Consider the following 15,010-nt stretch of genomic DNA (forward strand, 5'->3'; position numbering starts at 1 on the left):
CCACCACCGCGCCGCCGGCCTGCAGCTCACGCACGATACGCTGCTTGTCCTCGGGCAGCAGACCGGCCCGGACGTCCATGCCGAGCGAGGATCCGATCGCACGGGCCGTGCGTTCGTTGTCACCGGTCAACATCACAGTCTTCACGCCGGCGGCCTTGAGCGCATCCAGACCGGCACGGGCATCGAGGCGCGGCTCGTCGCGGATCGCGAAGATACCCACGATCTTATCGTTTGCGAGCAGGACCGAGACCGTCTTGCCTTCGTCGTTGAAGCCATCGATCCGGGACTGCAGTTCGGCGGGAATGCCTGCCTGTTCGTTAGCTGCCTTCGGGGATGCAAGCAGCAGGCGATCGCCGCCAACGGTTCCTGTCACCCCCTTGCCGCCGATGGCCTTGGCATCCATGGCGGGCGGCACCGGGACGTTCATAGCCTTGGCCTTAGCCAAAATCGCCAGAGCAAGGGGATGGCTCGATCCGGTTTCAATGGCAGCTGCCATGGACAGGACCTTGGAATCCGAGATGCCTATGGCGATCAAATCGGTCACCTGGGGCTTGCCTTCGGTCAGGGTGCCGGTCTTGTCGAGCGCCACGGTGGTCACCTTGCGCAACCCCTCGAGCACGGCGCCACCCTTCAGCAGCAAGCCACGACGTGCGCCTGCCGACAGAGCGGCTGCGATGGCGGCGGGCGTGGAGATCACCAGGGCGCACGGGCAGCCGATCAGCAGGATGGCCAGACCTTTGTAGACCCATTCGCCCCAGGCCTGGCCCAGCAGCAGCGGCGGCACGATGGCAACGAGAGCGCCGACCAGCAGAACGGCGGGCGTGTAGTAGCGGGAAAATTGGTCGATGAAGCGTTCGGTCGGCGCCTTGCTTTCCTGGGCTTCTTCCACCAATCGGATCACCCGGGCGATCGTGTTGTCGCTGGCCTGGGCGGTGACCCGTACCTTGAGGACGTTGTCGGTGTTGATGGTGCCGGCGAACACGCGATCCCCTGGCCCCTTGTTCTTGGGAACACTTTCTCCCGTCACCGGAGACTCGTCCACGGCGCTGCTGCCTTCGACGATGTCGCCATCGGCGGGGATACGGTCACCCGGGCGGATCATCACCATCGCCTTGAGGGCAAGGCCTGCAGCCGGGACTTCCCGAACCTGGTCACCCTCGATCAGTTGAGCCGTCTTCGGGACCAGGTCGGCAAGCCCCTTGATGCTCGCCCGGGCCCGTCCGGCAGCAACGCCTTCCAGCAGTTCCCCCACCAGGAACAGCAGCACGACGGTCGCTGCCTCCTCCGTGGCGCCGATGATGACGGCCCCGATTGCGGCGATGCTCATCAGTGTCTCGATCGAGAATGGTGAACCTGCCATGGCACCGGCGACGGCACGCCGCCCGATCGGCACCAGACCGACCAACAAGGCAATCAGGAACGCCCAGTGCCCGATTTCGGGAAGGACCTGGCCGACAAGGTAGGCGAGGAGCAGAGCAGCCCCGCATGACAGGGTCAGCATGGCTTTGCGGGTGCGCCACCAGGGACCGTCTTCGTCATGGTCAGAGTTGCCATGAAGGTGCAGGTCCGTCGTTTGATCCTGGCTCTCCGTGGCCTCAGGAGATCGGATCGGCTTGGTCGGGTAGCCCAGATTGGTCACCTTGCCGGCAACAGTTTGGAGGTCCGCCTGGGCACTATGGCGCACGGACATGGTGCCGTTCATCACCGAAACGGAAACATCCTCGACCCCGGCAACCCGGCGCGCAGCCGTGTCAACTTTCATAGCGCAGCTAGCGCAATCCATGCCTTCTACACGGAAGCGTGTGGTTTCAATCCTTGCGTTCATGACAGCGACTCCTTGCAATCTTGTCGCTGTGCCTACATCCTCAAGTCACTAGAGGAGCAAGCGGAGAATGAATCACGTGTTTGCGATCGGCAAGGTTTCGGAAGCGACAGGGGTGAAAGTGCCCACCATCCGCTACTACGAACAGATCGGACTGTTGCCGCCACCGCCCAGGACCGAGGGCAACCGGCGGACCTATGACAGGAAAGATGCGGACCGCCTGACCTTCATCCGCCATTCGCGTGAGTTGGGCTTCGAGATCGACCAAATCCGCACCCTGTTGTCGCTACAAGACCGTCCTGGCCAGTCATGCGGCGAAGCCGACGCCATCGCGAAGGCGAGGCTGGTCGAGGTCAAGGAGAAGATCACCAGCCTCAAGGCTCTCGAGGCCGAACTGGAGCGTATGGTGGAAGGATGTTCCCACGGGAGGGTCGAAAGCTGCCAGGTGATCGAAATCCTGGCTGACCACGGCAAGTGCAAGCACCATCAGCACGACGCGTGAGCTTCGTGCTCGATCTTCCACGCGTTACTTCCGGCGTCCATCTCCTCCTGGAAGCGCTCGACACTTTGCCATCCTGCCAGAGGAGAACGCCTTTCACGCCGTCAGATTGATATGGCCAAGCTGTTGCACTTTAACGGAGCAGACATTTGTCTGAGGAGACATAACGGGGCCGACAAGGCGCTACCCGCTAGACTGATGTGCTGCCTTTAGCGTGTGAGCCACAAATCGGATCCGCAGGCCACCTGCCGGACGGGTGGGCAATCTGTTCATCGGCATAGCTAGGTCCTGATCATCAACCTGATACTGCATCTCCCGGGTAAGCAGGCGGATCGCACTGCTCATGATCGATACAGTCAACCACTCGCCGGGACAGCGATGATCTTTCCGAAGATCGCCTGCTCCATGTGGCATGAAACGAAAGTCCTGATCTCGCCAGCTGGAGGCCCTCTCTGGGTGGATCATGAGTGGGTCCGGGTAAATCCTACCGTCTCGATTGGTGCTGAAGAGGTCCAGCATCACCCACTGACCCTTGTCGAAACGCTTACCGCCCCAGGTGAATGGACGAAGTGACCGCCCGCCGATCACCGGAAAAAACGGGTACGTTCGGCGCACTTCCTCCGCAAAGGGCTCGATCCAATCATCTTCTCCCCCGGCAATTCTTGTCTGCCATTGCGGGTGGTGATGGAGCGCCATGGCTGAAAAAAGTATCCAGCGACCGATGGCGACGATGGGGCGCAGCAAGTTGATGAGCTCCACCGCCGCCACCTTTGCAGATAGTTGCTTTCCGTCACTGTCAATCCAATGGGCAACAAAGCTGACGGGCGCATCCTCAGGTGCCTCGAGTTCTCCCTTGCGGAGTTGAACGATAAGGCTCTCGAGCTTTCGCTCCAATGCGGCCCGCCGTACGAGTTCCCGCCACATGCGTGGACCGACGCGGCCCGCATTCTCCACCATTCCCACCAACTGATCGCAAAGGTCGTTGATGTTCACGGTGTAGACGGGTAGTCCGCACCACTCCCAGGCCGCACGCGTCAGGACCAGATTGGACGCTGCAAAGAGTTCCGTTCCTTCCTTCGCTATCCAGGTTATCGCGGCTTCCCGCCAATGCCGCTCGAATAGACTGACCATCCGATCAGGCGGGGTATCAACCAGAAGTTGCGCAAACATCCGCTTGCGGTGCCGATGCGCCTCGCCGTCAAGAGCTTGAACGCTACCCTTGTCCTGCAACAATCGCAGTGTGGACGGAGGCATTGCGCCCTTCCGGGTGAACAGGTTCTGTCCATAAAATAGATCGGCGGCGTCTTCTCCGCGCAGGCATAGAACCGGGCGCAGCATCAGCCTTGTCTCGAAACCATCCGCACCGAGATCGTCGCAACGAGTGCCGATGAAGTCGTAGCCTTCGCGGAGGAAGGCCAAGGTGTTGTCGAAGCCCGGAGCTGCCGGAACCTGGATGTATCCTTCACTCATAAGCCAGCCAACGAGAAAACGCCCTGCTTGTTCCGTCCGTTATTTTGCAGCCCAAATCTAAGAGGTGCGCCCAGCCACAGCATGGTGGTTGCGATCAGGACAATGGCGTGCTGAGCGCTTCGATGACCCGACATTCCGCCACCACTCCTTTCCGGCATTCTGTCACCATTCTGGACAATTCAAGCTGAAGGTTCTGTAGCCTGGCAATTCGTCGCTCCACTTCGTCCAGCTGCGCCTGGGCGATGCGGCTGGCATCGGCACACGAAGCCTGCGGCTGCTCCTGCAGGGCCAGCAGGGTTTGCACCGACTGCAGGTCGAATCCCAGATCGCGGGCATGCCGGATAAAACCAAGGCGCCGCACGTCCGCGGCGTCATAGACACGCCGGCCATTATCCTGCCGCGCTGGTGGAGGGAGCACTCCCGAACGCTCGTAGTACCGGATGGTCTCGATATTGACCCCCGTTTCACGCGACAGGTCTCCGATCTGCATTTTCCGCTTGCTCCTGTAGTCACTACAGGTTGTAGCCTCTGTGCCGATCCACCTCAAGAAGGAGCATGAGCATGAGTGCTGCTGCCGAAACCATCCGCTACCAAGTCACCGGCATGGACTGTTCCTCCTGCGCCGCGAAGATCGAAGGCGCCGCCCGAAAGGTGGAAGGTGTTCAGGACGTGAAGGTCTCCATCGCATCGCAGGTCATGACCCTGGAAGTGGACGATCCGGACCGGCGATTGCCAGTGCTTGAGAGTGCGGTGACCGACCTTGGCTACCAGCTCGATCGGATCGGCGTGCGAAAGGATTCCGGTTTCGAACGCGACCAGGGCGGCGGCGGCGGTGACGACGATGACCATATCCCTGACCTGTCGCATGTCACGCCGGACTACAAGCGTGCGCTCTGGACTGTCGTGCTGCTCAACGTCGGCTACGGCATCATCGAGATCGTCGGCAGTTTCATCGCCGGCTCCCAGGCGCTGCAGGCGGATTCGCTCGACTTTCTCGGCGATGGCCTGATTTCGTTTCTTGGCCTCATAGCGGTAGGATGGGGCCTTGCGGCTCGAGCCAAGGCGGCGCTGTTACAGGGGATCTTTCTCGGCCTCCTTGGATTGGGCGTGGTGGCTTCAACAGTCTACCGGATCTTCGTCGAACACCAACCCGAGAGCCTGTTGATGGGCGGGTTCGCCCTGGTCGCCTTCGCCGTCAACGTGCTGGCTGCCGTGGTGCTTATCCCGCATCGCAAGGGTGATGCCAACATGCGGGCCGTATGGCTCTTCTCGCGCAATGATGCCATCGGCAACCTGGCCGTGGTCGCCGCGGCGGCGGTCGTCTGGTGGACCGGCTCGCAATGGCCGGACCTGATCGTCGCCTTTGCGGTCGCGGGGCTGTTCCTGCAGTCCGCCTGGTCGATCATCCGCGATGCACGTTCGGACCTCAAGCAGGCCGGCAGATGAGCAACCAGGACGCTTCCCTCTTTCTTGTCCTCGGGATCATCGGCGTGGATGCCTCCACCAAGGAGGCGGCGCTGATGTATCTCGATGGCAGTGTCGTGCCGGTTCTGCCGGTGTTGAACCTGACGCTCGGGTTCAACACCGGCGTGAGCTTCGGTATGTTCGCCTCGGACGGAACGCAGGGCTGGTTGGCGATAGTCCTTTTGACCCTTGCCATCTGCTCTGTGGTGGCGTGGCTTTGGCACAAGAGCCGACATCTTCTCGAACGTCTCGGCTATGCCTCTATCCTCGGCGGGGCACTCGGCAACCTTGTGGACAGGGTTCCGGACGGGGCCGTTACCGACTTCATCGACATCCACGCCGGTGGCTGGCACTTCCCCACCTTCAATCTGGCCGATGTCGGCATTGCGGCTGGCGTCATGATGTTGCTGGTATCGGCTCTTGCCGGTGCTTTGGGAAGCCATGTTGGCGCACGCGGGCGAGGCGCTTGAAGGGACCGGTCGCCTACGCAAGGCGACCGGGGGAGGGGGATCACTCATCCGAGGGGTGACGAAAATCCGTGTGTGCGGACCCTGGGCGCACCTGCAACGGAGGCCAACGGCCGGAAGTGAAGGATGGAGAGACCCCGCTGTAGCTAGTGCGGGGAGAGAGCGCGGGGCGGTCTCTCCCCCTAACTACGAAAAAACCTAGCCGCTCCAGGAAGCGAAATACGAACTTTGATGGTGGTGCCCACCCCGGGCTTGCTGGCTATCGTCAGCTTACCGCCAAGGGACGTTGCCATTTGGGCGCAACTGGTCAACCCAAGCCCCGTGTGCTCGGCCGCCTTGGTTGAAAAGAAAGGTATGGTGGCCTTTTCTACGATTTCGCGGCTCATCCCAATCCCGTTATCGGTGACATGCAGGAGCAACTTATGGGGCTGGAATGGCAAGGTCGGACGCTGGATGGCAGCTTGGACAACGACCTTGGGAACTTCCACTAGTTCGACAGCCGCTAGCGCGTTCTGAACGAGCTCGTCCAGCAACACGCTTATGGCGCTTGCGGGCACATTCCACTGAACGACATCGCCATTCGCCACGATTTCCACGACGTTGTTTCGGGCCAAATCCCGCATCAGCTCGCCCAGGACCTCTGTGCGTTGTTCGCTTTTGGCGTGGGCAATCTGATGCAGGTCATCATTGATGCCTTCCAGCTCAATCGCAGCGCTCTTAGCGGCGGCCATCATTGCGGTGTTTGGGGGTTTTTCGGCGCTAACGTTATCTAAGAACAGTCGCAAGGCTGTCACGCGGGATCGAGTCATATGCACGAACAGCGAAGCGAAAGCGCGAATCTGCTTGTCCTTCCAGAACAGGTAAGAATAGCGGCGATAAATGATGACATAGATGAGAGCGAGCGGCCCTAAAGACAGCCAAAAATATATCCAGTTGTTTAGGATATTCTGCCTAATCTGCGCGGTAACCTGCATTCGGGTGCTATGGTTTCGCGGTGTCGTCGTCAGATTTTTTGTAAGGTCGCGCAGTTGACGGGATAGTGTTGCAACAATAGGGCCGCCCGACAGGATGGCCGACACAATATCGGTTTCATAGGCATGTTGGCTCTGTTCTAGGAGCGCAATTTGATCGGCATCAACCAAATCCGCTAAATATGGCAACGACATAATCTGCGCGATGTTGGTCTGTGCCAGCAAGGTCTGCCGCATAGCGTCAGGATTGAGAACTTCTCCGGTTGCTACGGCGAGTTCAATATAGCCGGTAAGCCGAATGAAGGCTTCGCGGGCCTGGCTAGCGCGCCATTGGAATTCAGACGTTTGAGTCAGTATCTTGCTGGTCTGAACCCGGAAACTTTCGGTCTGTACAAATGCCCAGATTGTTCCGGCGAGAAAGACGATCAATCCGATGTAGGGAAGGGCCGAAAAGAAGCGTCTAGGTATGACCCTTTTCATGCGAGGGGTTGAACGGAGACCGGGAAGAACACCCAGATCGCATTGCGCGACGGGTGGTAATATTCAGGCAGGCGGTCATACGGCCAAACCATGAACATGGGACCTTTTTCAACCATGCCGATAGGGCGGAAATTTTGCTCTGGCGCACATAAGGCGCTCTGCCGATCTTCTTCAGTGCAGTTCCGCTCAAGGGCGATGATGGGATTATAGCTCTGAATCTCTTCCATGGTGATGTCTGAATAGAAATCGTCATAGGCGGTCACCCGAACGGACGCGCCATCGGCCTGTCCCGTCTCAGACAAGACATCAGCGAGCAACGGGCCGCGATAGATGACGGTTTCATCTTCTGCGGTCCAAGGCGTGCGCGTGTCGTAGGTTTGCTGAGAGAAATCGGTCTTCAATTGCTCTGTGCTGAAGCTTTCGACGGTCTCCCCGTTGACGTCTTTGACGGTCATGATGTTGGGGTCCAGCACATCTACCGCCGAGGCAGTTACCGTAAGGCAAGCCAGAGACGCTACCGCTATGGACCAAGCCAAAACTGCTGATTTATTTGAAGTTTTCATTGCTTGCCTCTGACTGAAATTCGCGTGGGCCATCGTCCTGTGCAAATAGCACACAAGACCCAAAGGAGGCTCGCGGATCGTAGGCGAATCCACGAAGTGCCAGCGCTTGAGTAATGCGGCGTATGCCATCCAACCCGTACAAATGGTCGTGCAGCTCAATAAAAATACGCTGGATGCCGGTCAGTTCGGCGCCAACAAGTAAGTCCCTCTCCGCTCCCTCAATGTCCATGAAGAGAACGTTTATGGCGTGATCGGCGATGAAGTCGTCGATGTTGGATGAAGCGAGGGTGATGGCCTGCTCATAGGGACCCTGATTTTGGTCCAGAGAAGACATCCAGAGGTCTTTTCGGACGTAGAACGTGTATTCCGTGGCGGGGCCTGCTGTGAGCAGTCCCTGGGTCAGCGCAACGTTGCCGACGCCGTTGGCCGCAAGCACCCGCTGCCCCAGGTCAACGGTGGTCGGATTAGCCTCGACGGCCCAGACCTTGACGCCTTCGATGCGAGAAATCAGCGTTGTAATGACAGAAAGACCGCTGCCGAGTTCTAAAACACGATCGTTTGGCTTGACCACAGCGGCGACCCTTTTGGCTTCCTTCGCCTCATAGGAACCGCTCACGATGGACTGCCATATCACCGGTGAAATGTCGCCGTCTTTAACGGGGACTTTGACACCGTGAACATTCAAAATATGCATGCGTTAGATCCCAACAGGCAATTTGTGGTCCGATTTCATTATTTTAGCGCGCGCCTTTTTGAAGTATTTTTCGGCTGAATCGCGATCTATGCCGAGCTTGCCCGCTACCTGCTCGTAGATCTGGGTGCGCGACATTCCAGGCTCCCTCCGAGCCATCAAGGTGATGACCTCCTGTTCGCGCGGGGTCAGTGCTGAATGAAAATAATCGGGAACTGTCATGGTGACCTTGGACAAGCGGATAGAGAATCCGCTTGTCGATATGTCATCAAGCACATCACCGAGCATGCCAGGTTCCAGTCCAGTTTTGCCAAGGTATGCGACAGCCCCCAGTCCGCGGAACTGCTCCGCTTCGGTCATGTTGTCAGAGCCAGTTATGACCACGTGCAGAGCAGCTGGTGATGCCTCAATGATCCTATGGACTACCGAGAGCCGGTCATCCTGGGACGTTGGGTCAAAACCAGGTAATCCGGGGTCGATAATCACGAGGTCGAAATTCTCCTTCGCAAGCTCATAGAGGGCGATTTCGAGCGTCTGCGCACCGAGTACCGCGGTATTCTCGAAAGCTGTGCTGATCTGGTCCATCAGCGCCAGGCGCATAAGATTCTGATCTTCGACCACCAGAGCGCGATGCATTCGGTTCACGGTTTTCATTCCATTTGTTCGAGGGTCGAATGTGCCGTCTGCCATGGAATCACGGAGCCAAATAGGGACAGCTCCATCCCTTTTTTTTCGGGGTGTACCCGGTAGCGTCCCTGCAAATGGTTGGTCCAGCGTTTCGCAGAACCAGCCGTTCCGCTCGTCCAAAGCGTCAGGTACATCCCCATTTCAGCCCAAAGAACTAAAAGCAGGGGAAAGCCGTCTGGGGGTTGTTTTGCCGCTGATCTGGGCCTCTAGGCGCCTCCATACGACACGACTTTTTCATGCCTGGCGTTCACTCGGCAGCGGGTTGACCAGGGACGGTTTTGACACCGGCGCGCGGCTTTTTGGCACTCACACGCTCCGCTTCTTCTGCAATGATCTTGACCCCAGGTTCTTTCAAGGAACCGTCGCCATTGAGATAGGTGTAGAGCGAAGGGGTACTAATGCCCAAAGTTTTCGCCACCTCAATCACGCTCGTATTGGGGATCGCAATGAGGGCTTGGGCAGACCTGATCTTGTCGGCCGTCATCTTCTGGGGTCGACCGCCCTTGCGGCCGCGCGCACGCGCCGCCTCTATGCCGGCGCGGGTTCGTTCGACAATCAGATCTCGCTCATACTCGGAGAGCATGGCGAAGAAATTGAACATGAGTTGTCCGTGGGGGGTAGTGGTGTCGAGCATCGCGCCTTGGCCGGTCAGCACTTTGACCCCGATACCGCGCGCAGCGAGCTCGTGCACGATGTTGACGAGGTCGCGCAAACTGCGGCCCAACCTGTCGAGCTTCCAAACAACGAGGACGTTACCGGGTTGAAGGGCTTTAAGGCAGGCTTTCAGTCCAGGTCGATCATCGCTGCGTCCACTCATCAGGTCCTGATAGAGCCTGTTGGTTTCCAGACCAGCGGCCAGCAGCGCGTCGCGCTGCAAGTCGATGGATTGGGAGCCGTCCGACTTCGAGACCCGCATATACCCAAGATGGACTTTCGTCTGCTCAGAAATGGTCATTTGGCTGATCTTGTTGAGCATTGAATATTTACACGGATTATTGAGCACGGATTGGCGTGGGTTGATAGGGGGTCGTCGTGCCGCAAAGAAAACGGTCGTTTGTTTATCAAAGCGACGAAGAGCTTAGGGCGCTTCCCTCGGCGCTCGTCCAGCCGCTTCCGCCCAGCTTCATCCGCTCCGCTCCTTGCAGCCGGTTCCCCGCGAACCGGCTGGACGCTTGCACACCCGCTGCTCGCCGCGAGACAGGGGAGCTGGCGGGGCCTGCTCCCGCTGCGCTGAGTGGAGCAAAAGGCATGAATGACGAGCAGACCGAAGCCGCGATAAACGCCCACATAGAAGCGTACAGGCTTTTCACTAGGGCGGAACATGGCGGGGTGGTTGAAAAGCTCGCGGAATTCAGTGCGCGCGAATTTGAACTGCGCCGTGCTCTTTTGGAGGGGCGTGGGGGCAGCAACGAAACCGAAACCAGGCGGCTGTCCTACATCGTAGGATTTATGATTGTCAGTCAGGTCAGCGGGGGTGAACGGCTTGCCGGAGAGATGGTTGGTGCTCCTTAACGGGGAGCGACCTTGAAAGTCTTTTTTGCAAGCAAGGTCAGCCATTAGACCGGGATTGCGACCCAAGTGCCATCGGCGGCGCGTGAGAAGTTGACGTTTCGATTGTAGGGCTTTGCTTCCGGATTTGCCTGAATGGTGGACATGCACATGACTCCCGGCATCAGTTGTGACGGTGCGCAATCACCTAGAACGATGGTGTGATCGGGGTTTTGATCCTCCATGTAACCTGTCGGATTGCGTCTGCGCTGTTCGTTCCAAGCGAGCGTGGCTTCTTCTGCCGATGGCAGAACAAGGACCGGCGCTACAGCAACTTCCCTGATTTCAACTTTAGCCGAGGTCGTTGAAACACCAATGGCATAACCGCCGACGCTGCCGGCGATGAGACAAAGGGCCAGGGCGGCGCCAAGGGCTGGTTTATTCACGATCATGTCGTCGCCCTATCGCGTGAGGCTGAACCAATGGCGCGTCGTAATGCCGTCGTCGCCTTTCATGTCAAAGTACCAAGGGGCCGGGCGTGGCTCGAGCGCTACAATGTTTTGATTGCTCCGGTCGATACAGCCCGGCGATAGATCTGACAGAGCGAAAGATTCCGTGCCTTGAGGGCATTCAGGATAGTTGGAGCGCTGTGGAACGCTAGCGTTTGACCCCTCGCAAATCGGCCAGCGAAAAGGGTTAAACAGCGATGCGACATTCATGGCGTTGATGAGCCTAGTCATGGGCAGAATGCAGGACGGCACACCGGGCCAGGTTGGGTTGTTCGACATTGAGCACATCAGGACTTCGCAACCCTAGTCATCGGCATAGGCGGGTGCGGCGGCAAATGCGACGCCTGCAATGACGGTGGCGGCGAACAATGTTCGTTTCAGCATCGGCTTGCCTCACTTGCTCGTGGTTTTAGGAAGGTTGCGGCTCTCGAACATGGGCGGCGTCACGTCGCGGTGACGATCAGCGAGGAGATTGTAGTCAGCAATCGGCTGACGTGTGGGGGTTTGGTCGATAGCGCGCCGGCGCCACTCGTCCATATCGAGTACAAAAGTGCCCCAGATGCCGTACCGCTTGGCGACGGCTTCGGACTGAACCGAGAAATACTCAGCGCGGAGCGGCCTTGGCGTGTCGATCACGGCCAGACCGACCCGAAGCATTTCAAGCGCAACGTCTCTGCCCTTTACAGAGCAGTAGGCGAGCACCTGACCCGATTGGGTGTAGCCTGTACCAAGGCAATCGACCGTCTGCGCTCCCACTGTCCGCGTGAGCCAAGCTTTGGCTTTTGCGCCGCACGGAACGGGAGAAGGCCCGGACGATGATTGCACGACCGCCCATTGCGGAAGGTCGCACGTGTCGATGTTCATGAGCTGAACGGTCCGGCCATACTCGGGGAACAGTAAGGTTCGACCGTCAACAACACTCACGCGACCGGAGAAAGCGGGAAGGGCGAGCCGGGCGTCGGATGCGGTATACCGCTGACTTGAGGTGCAGCCGGTCAACGCGACTGACAGGCTAATAGCGGCAAGAATGGCAGCGCGAGCGATCATTGCTGGAAGCTTCCTGCAGGTTTACCGGCCTCGATGGCGAGGGCAATGGCTGGGTGCTGTACATCGGAAAACTGCCAAAGGCCGCGTTTTTCTTCGCGGGCGGTTTGCTCTGCGACGGCGTAGTTAGCGCTGTAGGGCAATCCATCCTTGTCGAGCGCGGCGAAGGCAAAACCGCTCGATACGAGCAAGGTGCCAAGATCCAGTTGCTCGCCGCGAACGCTGGAGTAACACATGACATACGTGATCTCGCCCAGGACGATCACCGGAGCGCAAACCGGCTTCGTGTCCTTGATATAGGCGGCAAACATGGCAAGGGACGCTTCGCCGCAATCTGCAATCTGACCGGCGGCATTGGTATAGGTGGTGGAGCGAAGGCATGATTGCACGCCATAAAGGCGATAGGTTTTGACGCCATCGCTCCAAGATTCGCCACTTGTCAGGGTAACGCCAGGGGCAAGGTCGAAGTAGCCAGGGGGTGCGGCGACGCCCGCGGTAGCACCAAAGCTAGTGACAAAAAGAGCGAGTGCAACGGTGCGAAGCCCGCTCATTGGGCTTGCACTCGTGGGTCTGCCCACATGCCATAGCCTTCCTTGCCTATGGCGGCGCTTTCTTCAAGATCGGGGCGAAGCAGATTGCCCGAACCGTCTTTTTCGAGCCTCAGGAAGCCGGTCGAAACCAGTTGTTCTTCCAGATTGTAAACGCTGTCCATTGCGCCGGGAAAATAGGTGTAGAGGTAACAACTGGCGTCCTGCTCGGCGGCGTTCTGCTCTGAAATAAAGGCACGGCAATAAATAACTTTTGGGTTTTCTAGCTCCGTGGTCAGACCGTTCAAGGCCCAGTCTGCACAACTGCCGGTATAGCCTTCGCTCTGATTGACCATGTCGCCATCGCAAGCCTCAAGCCCATAGAGCTTGACCGTCGTGTCTGAGGTAATGCGAAATTCGGTGCCAGAGACTGCCTTGAAGCCGTCGGCCGAAGCGTACCCTTTGCGCTCAACGACAGCACCAGTGGCGTCGGAATATTCCATGACCAGCACAGTTTTGCCGAGCGCTGCCAGAGAGCGGACATAGCTCTGGTCAACGGGCTCGATCGCTCGAGCCGATGCTGTGGCTACAACCAGCACAAGGACAGCCAATCCAAAAGTGTTGCTTTTGCGTGTCATGCTGCGAATGTCCCGATTTAGCTAGTTCTAATGCGAATTAAGGGGTTTCGATTTTGGACGTAACCGCGTACTAGAAATCGCAATGAAAGCTTACTAAGCAGATTTTAGACCGCTTTGTAACCCCCTCGACAACCCTACGGGACATCTAAATGGGACCGAGTGCGCCTTTCTTGAAACTCTGCGGAGCGGTCGCGGCCCTAGCTATCAGCCCCCCATGCGTGATAGCACAAGAGCAATCACTAGCCATTGATATATCTACGTTTTTTCCGCATCAGCAGACGGAAGTGTCTCCTTCGTCGATCCAATCTCTACTGGATCAGCCAACAACGGATGATTTCGTATTTGGCGCTGATGGGATTGTATCCAGCGTAGGCCACTTACCGGTACAGGATAATTTTTTGAACTTAATAGGGTATGACAAACCCGCAATTGCTCTACCTGAGATTGCGAATGAGGCGCCCGATAAGGGTATTTCTAATGTTGTTGAATGCGGTCCATCGCCGTTTTCGGCCGATCAAATCCAGCAAATGGTGACTGAGGCTGCAGAGCAGCACGATGTTGATATTTCGCTCGCTATAGCGATTGCCTACGCAGAGAGCCGGTTTGACCGACAGCGAAATTCGCCGGCAGGCGCGCGCGGTCCAATGCAATTGATGCCAGCTACGGCAGAACGCTTCGGCGTCACGGACGCTTGCGATGCCGTGACCAATATCGACGGTGGCGTGCGATATTTGGCTTGGCTGACCGAGAAATTCGGCAATCCCCTACTCGTGGCTGCCGCTTACAATGCCGGCGAAGGCCGGGTCATGGAATACGGCGGGGTGCCGCCGATATTCGAGACGGTCAACTACCTTGCGACCGTCGTGAATTACCAGATGGGTATCGAGATCGAGCCTGCTGGCAAAGCCACGCCGACAGCCTTGTCTGCAAGTCCGACTTCGGGCGCGGCTCCCCCCTCCAAAGCCCCTGTTGGCGGCATCATCCAAGCAACTAAACCCGGCGAATTTGTCGCTGGGGTGATGGAATTTTAGCGCAGCGAAAGGACTACCCATGCTTAAAATCTGGCCGCCCAAGACCCTCCGCAAATATGGCCTGGCCGTCCCACTGACGGTCGCGGCGCAGATGGCACTACCGTCCCAGGCCTATGCGCAGGGTCAGGGTGGTGGTGGCGCCTTCGGGCCGTTGGAAGCCGCCGTTCAGATGATCGTGGATTTTGTGACCGGACCCTTTGGCCGATCGCTGGCGATCATTGCCGTCATCTCTCTTGGTTTCATGGCCTTTGCTGGCCGGCTGTCGTGGTTCACGGCCGGCGGGGTTGTTATCGGCATCGGCCTGGTGTTTGGCGCTCCGGCCATGGTCGATGCGTTGATTGGCACCGTTGGCGGCAACTGATGGACCCACAAGATGTCGATCCAGACATCACCCCGCTGGTGATCGGGCTGACGCGATCCCCAACGCTTTGGGGCGTGCCCTACATGGCGATCGTTCTGGTGGTCGGGCTGGGCATTATCGCGTGGCTGGCGACGAACTCGCTTTGGTCGCTGCTCGTCGTGCCTGTCGCCTATCTGGTCCTTTTCAGCCTTTGCGCCCGCGACGCCCGCATCCTGGACGTCCTGCAAGTCACCTCACGCCGTACGCCCCGCACCCGGAACAAGGGGTTTTGGGGCACAAATTCATATGGACCATAGAC

Annotated in this window: 19 protein-coding genes; 7 read left to right on the top strand and 12 right to left on the bottom strand. The window is 58.3% G+C overall.

The genetic code is table 11. The features are described 5' to 3' along the window. The coding region (locus tag FF80_RS04745) for a heavy metal translocating P-type ATPase (RefSeq protein WP_035098259.1) at positions 1 to 1,825 on the bottom strand (1,825 nt) is incomplete at its 3' end. A 67-nt stretch (positions 1,826 to 1,892) separates the two neighbouring features. Here FF80_RS04745 and FF80_RS04750 point away from each other — a divergent pair. Next, positions 1,893 to 2,324 (top strand): helix-turn-helix domain-containing protein, encoded by a 432-nt coding sequence (locus FF80_RS04750; RefSeq protein ID WP_035098071.1) that lies wholly within the window; start codon positions 1,893 to 1,895, stop codon positions 2,322 to 2,324. A 180-nt stretch (positions 2,325 to 2,504) separates the two neighbouring features. Here FF80_RS04750 and FF80_RS04755 read toward each other — a convergent pair whose 3' ends face one another. Beyond that, positions 2,505 to 3,791: a cytochrome P450 gene (locus FF80_RS04755; protein ID WP_035098072.1), complete on the bottom strand. Its 1,287-nt coding sequence runs from the start codon at positions 3,789 to 3,791 to the stop codon at positions 2,505 to 2,507. Positions 3,792 to 3,885: 94 nt separating this feature from the next. Further along, positions 3,886 to 4,281: a helix-turn-helix domain-containing protein gene (locus tag FF80_RS04760; protein WP_035098075.1), complete on the bottom strand. Its 396-nt coding sequence runs from the start codon at positions 4,279 to 4,281 to the stop codon at positions 3,886 to 3,888. 71 nt (positions 4,282 to 4,352) lie between these two features. On the opposite strand from FF80_RS04760, the gene FF80_RS04765 reads away from it, so the two are divergent. Beyond that, positions 4,353 to 5,237: a cation transporter gene (locus tag FF80_RS04765; protein ID WP_244445700.1), complete on the top strand. Its 885-nt coding sequence runs from the start codon at positions 4,353 to 4,355 to the stop codon at positions 5,235 to 5,237. Beyond that, positions 5,234 to 5,725 (top strand): signal peptidase II, encoded by a 492-nt coding sequence (lspA, locus tag FF80_RS04770; protein WP_052153180.1) that lies wholly within the window; start codon positions 5,234 to 5,236, stop codon positions 5,723 to 5,725. The genes FF80_RS04765 and lspA overlap by 4 nt, the downstream gene beginning before the upstream one ends. A 179-nt stretch (positions 5,726 to 5,904) precedes the next feature. On the opposite strand, the gene FF80_RS04775 is transcribed toward lspA, so the two are convergent. From FF80_RS04775 to FF80_RS04795, 5 genes are all read right to left on the bottom strand, one after another. Next, positions 5,905 to 7,122 (bottom strand): ATP-binding protein, encoded by a 1,218-nt coding sequence (locus FF80_RS04775; RefSeq protein ID WP_160172790.1) that lies wholly within the window; start codon positions 7,120 to 7,122, stop codon positions 5,905 to 5,907. A gap of 47 nt (positions 7,123 to 7,169) precedes the next feature. Continuing rightward, positions 7,170 to 7,628, bottom strand: coding sequence for a hypothetical protein (locus FF80_RS04780; RefSeq protein WP_152558269.1), 459 nt, complete (start codon positions 7,626 to 7,628; stop codon positions 7,170 to 7,172). Positions 7,629 to 7,719: 91 nt separating this feature from the next. Then, positions 7,720 to 8,430, bottom strand: coding sequence for an FkbM family methyltransferase (locus tag FF80_RS21600; protein ID WP_035098083.1), 711 nt, complete (start codon positions 8,428 to 8,430; stop codon positions 7,720 to 7,722). Positions 8,431 to 8,433: 3 nt separating this feature from the next. Then, complete coding sequence (locus tag FF80_RS21605) at positions 8,434 to 9,081, bottom strand: response regulator (protein ID WP_244445701.1); 648 nt, start codon at positions 9,079 to 9,081, stop codon at positions 8,434 to 8,436. A gap of 280 nt (positions 9,082 to 9,361) precedes the next feature. Then, the gene (locus FF80_RS04795; protein WP_244445702.1) at positions 9,362 to 10,090 is read right to left on the bottom strand and encodes a recombinase family protein; all 729 of its coding nucleotides are present in this window, start codon (positions 10,088 to 10,090) and stop codon (positions 9,362 to 9,364) included. 272 nt (positions 10,091 to 10,362) lie between these two features. Between FF80_RS04795 and FF80_RS04800 the strand changes: the two genes are divergently transcribed. Next, on the top strand, positions 10,363 to 10,626 hold the full coding sequence (locus FF80_RS04800; protein WP_035098089.1) for a hypothetical protein: 264 nt from the start codon (positions 10,363 to 10,365) through the stop codon (positions 10,624 to 10,626). Positions 10,627 to 10,670: 44 nt separating this feature from the next. On the opposite strand, the gene FF80_RS04805 is transcribed toward FF80_RS04800, so the two are convergent. The 4 genes from FF80_RS04805 to FF80_RS04820 all read right to left on the bottom strand — a co-directional run bounded on the left by FF80_RS04805 (position 10,671) and on the right by FF80_RS04820 (position 13,320). Next, positions 10,671 to 11,054, bottom strand: coding sequence for a hypothetical protein (locus FF80_RS04805; RefSeq protein ID WP_035098091.1), 384 nt, complete (start codon positions 11,052 to 11,054; stop codon positions 10,671 to 10,673). 450 nt (positions 11,055 to 11,504) lie between these two features. After that, on the bottom strand, positions 11,505 to 12,158 hold the full coding sequence (locus FF80_RS04810; protein ID WP_035098094.1) for a thermonuclease family protein: 654 nt from the start codon (positions 12,156 to 12,158) through the stop codon (positions 11,505 to 11,507). Continuing rightward, a complete protein-coding gene (locus FF80_RS04815) occupies positions 12,155 to 12,706 on the bottom strand; it encodes a succinoglycan biosynthesis protein exoi (protein ID WP_035098097.1) in 552 nt (183 codons plus the stop codon). Before FF80_RS04815 ends, FF80_RS04810 begins: the two co-directional genes overlap by 4 nt. Next, entirely contained in the window at positions 12,703 to 13,320 is a 618-nt protein-coding gene (locus tag FF80_RS04820; RefSeq protein ID WP_052153181.1) for a hypothetical protein, read from the bottom strand. The genes FF80_RS04815 and FF80_RS04820 overlap by 4 nt, the downstream gene beginning before the upstream one ends. 218 nt (positions 13,321 to 13,538) lie before the next feature. Between FF80_RS04820 and FF80_RS21260 the strand changes: the two genes are divergently transcribed. Genes FF80_RS21260 through FF80_RS04835 form a run of 3 tightly spaced genes read left to right on the top strand, consistent with a single transcriptional unit; the run spans position 13,539 to position 15,008 of the window. After that, positions 13,539 to 14,351, top strand: coding sequence for a lytic transglycosylase domain-containing protein (locus tag FF80_RS21260; RefSeq protein WP_160172791.1), 813 nt, complete (start codon positions 13,539 to 13,541; stop codon positions 14,349 to 14,351). Between the two features lie 19 nt (positions 14,352 to 14,370). Continuing rightward, complete coding sequence (locus FF80_RS04830) at positions 14,371 to 14,712, top strand: TrbC/VirB2 family protein (protein WP_035098101.1); 342 nt, start codon at positions 14,371 to 14,373, stop codon at positions 14,710 to 14,712. After that, positions 14,709 to 15,008, top strand: coding sequence for a VirB3 family type IV secretion system protein (locus FF80_RS04835; RefSeq protein ID WP_152558277.1), 300 nt, complete (start codon positions 14,709 to 14,711; stop codon positions 15,006 to 15,008). The genes FF80_RS04830 and FF80_RS04835 overlap by 4 nt, the downstream gene beginning before the upstream one ends. Positions 15,009 to 15,010: the final 2 nt, after the last annotated feature.

The organism is Devosia sp. LC5 (assembly GCF_000735585.1).
Lineage (GTDB): Bacteria > Pseudomonadota > Alphaproteobacteria > Rhizobiales > Devosiaceae > Devosia.

Bases quoted from the DNA above. Each gene is read 5' to 3' on its own strand.
- FF80_RS04765 (WP_244445700.1), top strand. From the start codon at position 4,353: ATGAGTGCTGCTGCCGAAACCATCCGCTACCAAGTCACCGGCATGGAC.
- FF80_RS04820 (WP_052153181.1), bottom strand. From the start codon at position 13,320: ATGACACGCAAAAGCAACACTTTTGGATTGGCTGTCCTTGTGCTGGTT.
- FF80_RS04760 (WP_035098075.1), bottom strand. From the start codon at position 4,281: ATGCAGATCGGAGACCTGTCGCGTGAAACGGGGGTCAATATCGAGACC.
- lspA (WP_052153180.1), top strand. From the start codon at position 5,234: ATGAGCAACCAGGACGCTTCCCTCTTTCTTGTCCTCGGGATCATCGGC.
- FF80_RS04800 (WP_035098089.1), top strand. From the start codon at position 10,363: ATGAATGACGAGCAGACCGAAGCCGCGATAAACGCCCACATAGAAGCG.
- FF80_RS21605 (WP_244445701.1), bottom strand. From the start codon at position 9,081: ATGAAAACCGTGAACCGAATGCATCGCGCTCTGGTGGTCGAAGATCAG.
- FF80_RS21600 (WP_035098083.1), bottom strand. From the start codon at position 8,430: ATGCATATTTTGAATGTTCACGGTGTCAAAGTCCCCGTTAAAGACGGC.
- FF80_RS04795 (WP_244445702.1), bottom strand. From the start codon at position 10,090: ATGCTCAACAAGATCAGCCAAATGACCATTTCTGAGCAGACGAAAGTC.
- FF80_RS04750 (WP_035098071.1), top strand. From the start codon at position 1,893: ATGAATCACGTGTTTGCGATCGGCAAGGTTTCGGAAGCGACAGGGGTG.
- FF80_RS04805 (WP_035098091.1), bottom strand. From the start codon at position 11,054: ATGATCGTGAATAAACCAGCCCTTGGCGCCGCCCTGGCCCTTTGTCTC.
- FF80_RS04810 (WP_035098094.1), bottom strand. From the start codon at position 12,158: ATGATCGCTCGCGCTGCCATTCTTGCCGCTATTAGCCTGTCAGTCGCG.
- FF80_RS04830 (WP_035098101.1), top strand. From the start codon at position 14,371: ATGCTTAAAATCTGGCCGCCCAAGACCCTCCGCAAATATGGCCTGGCC.
- FF80_RS04815 (WP_035098097.1), bottom strand. From the start codon at position 12,706: ATGAGCGGGCTTCGCACCGTTGCACTCGCTCTTTTTGTCACTAGCTTT.
- FF80_RS04780 (WP_152558269.1), bottom strand. From the start codon at position 7,628: ATGACCGTCAAAGACGTCAACGGGGAGACCGTCGAAAGCTTCAGCACA.
- FF80_RS04755 (WP_035098072.1), bottom strand. From the start codon at position 3,791: ATGAGTGAAGGATACATCCAGGTTCCGGCAGCTCCGGGCTTCGACAAC.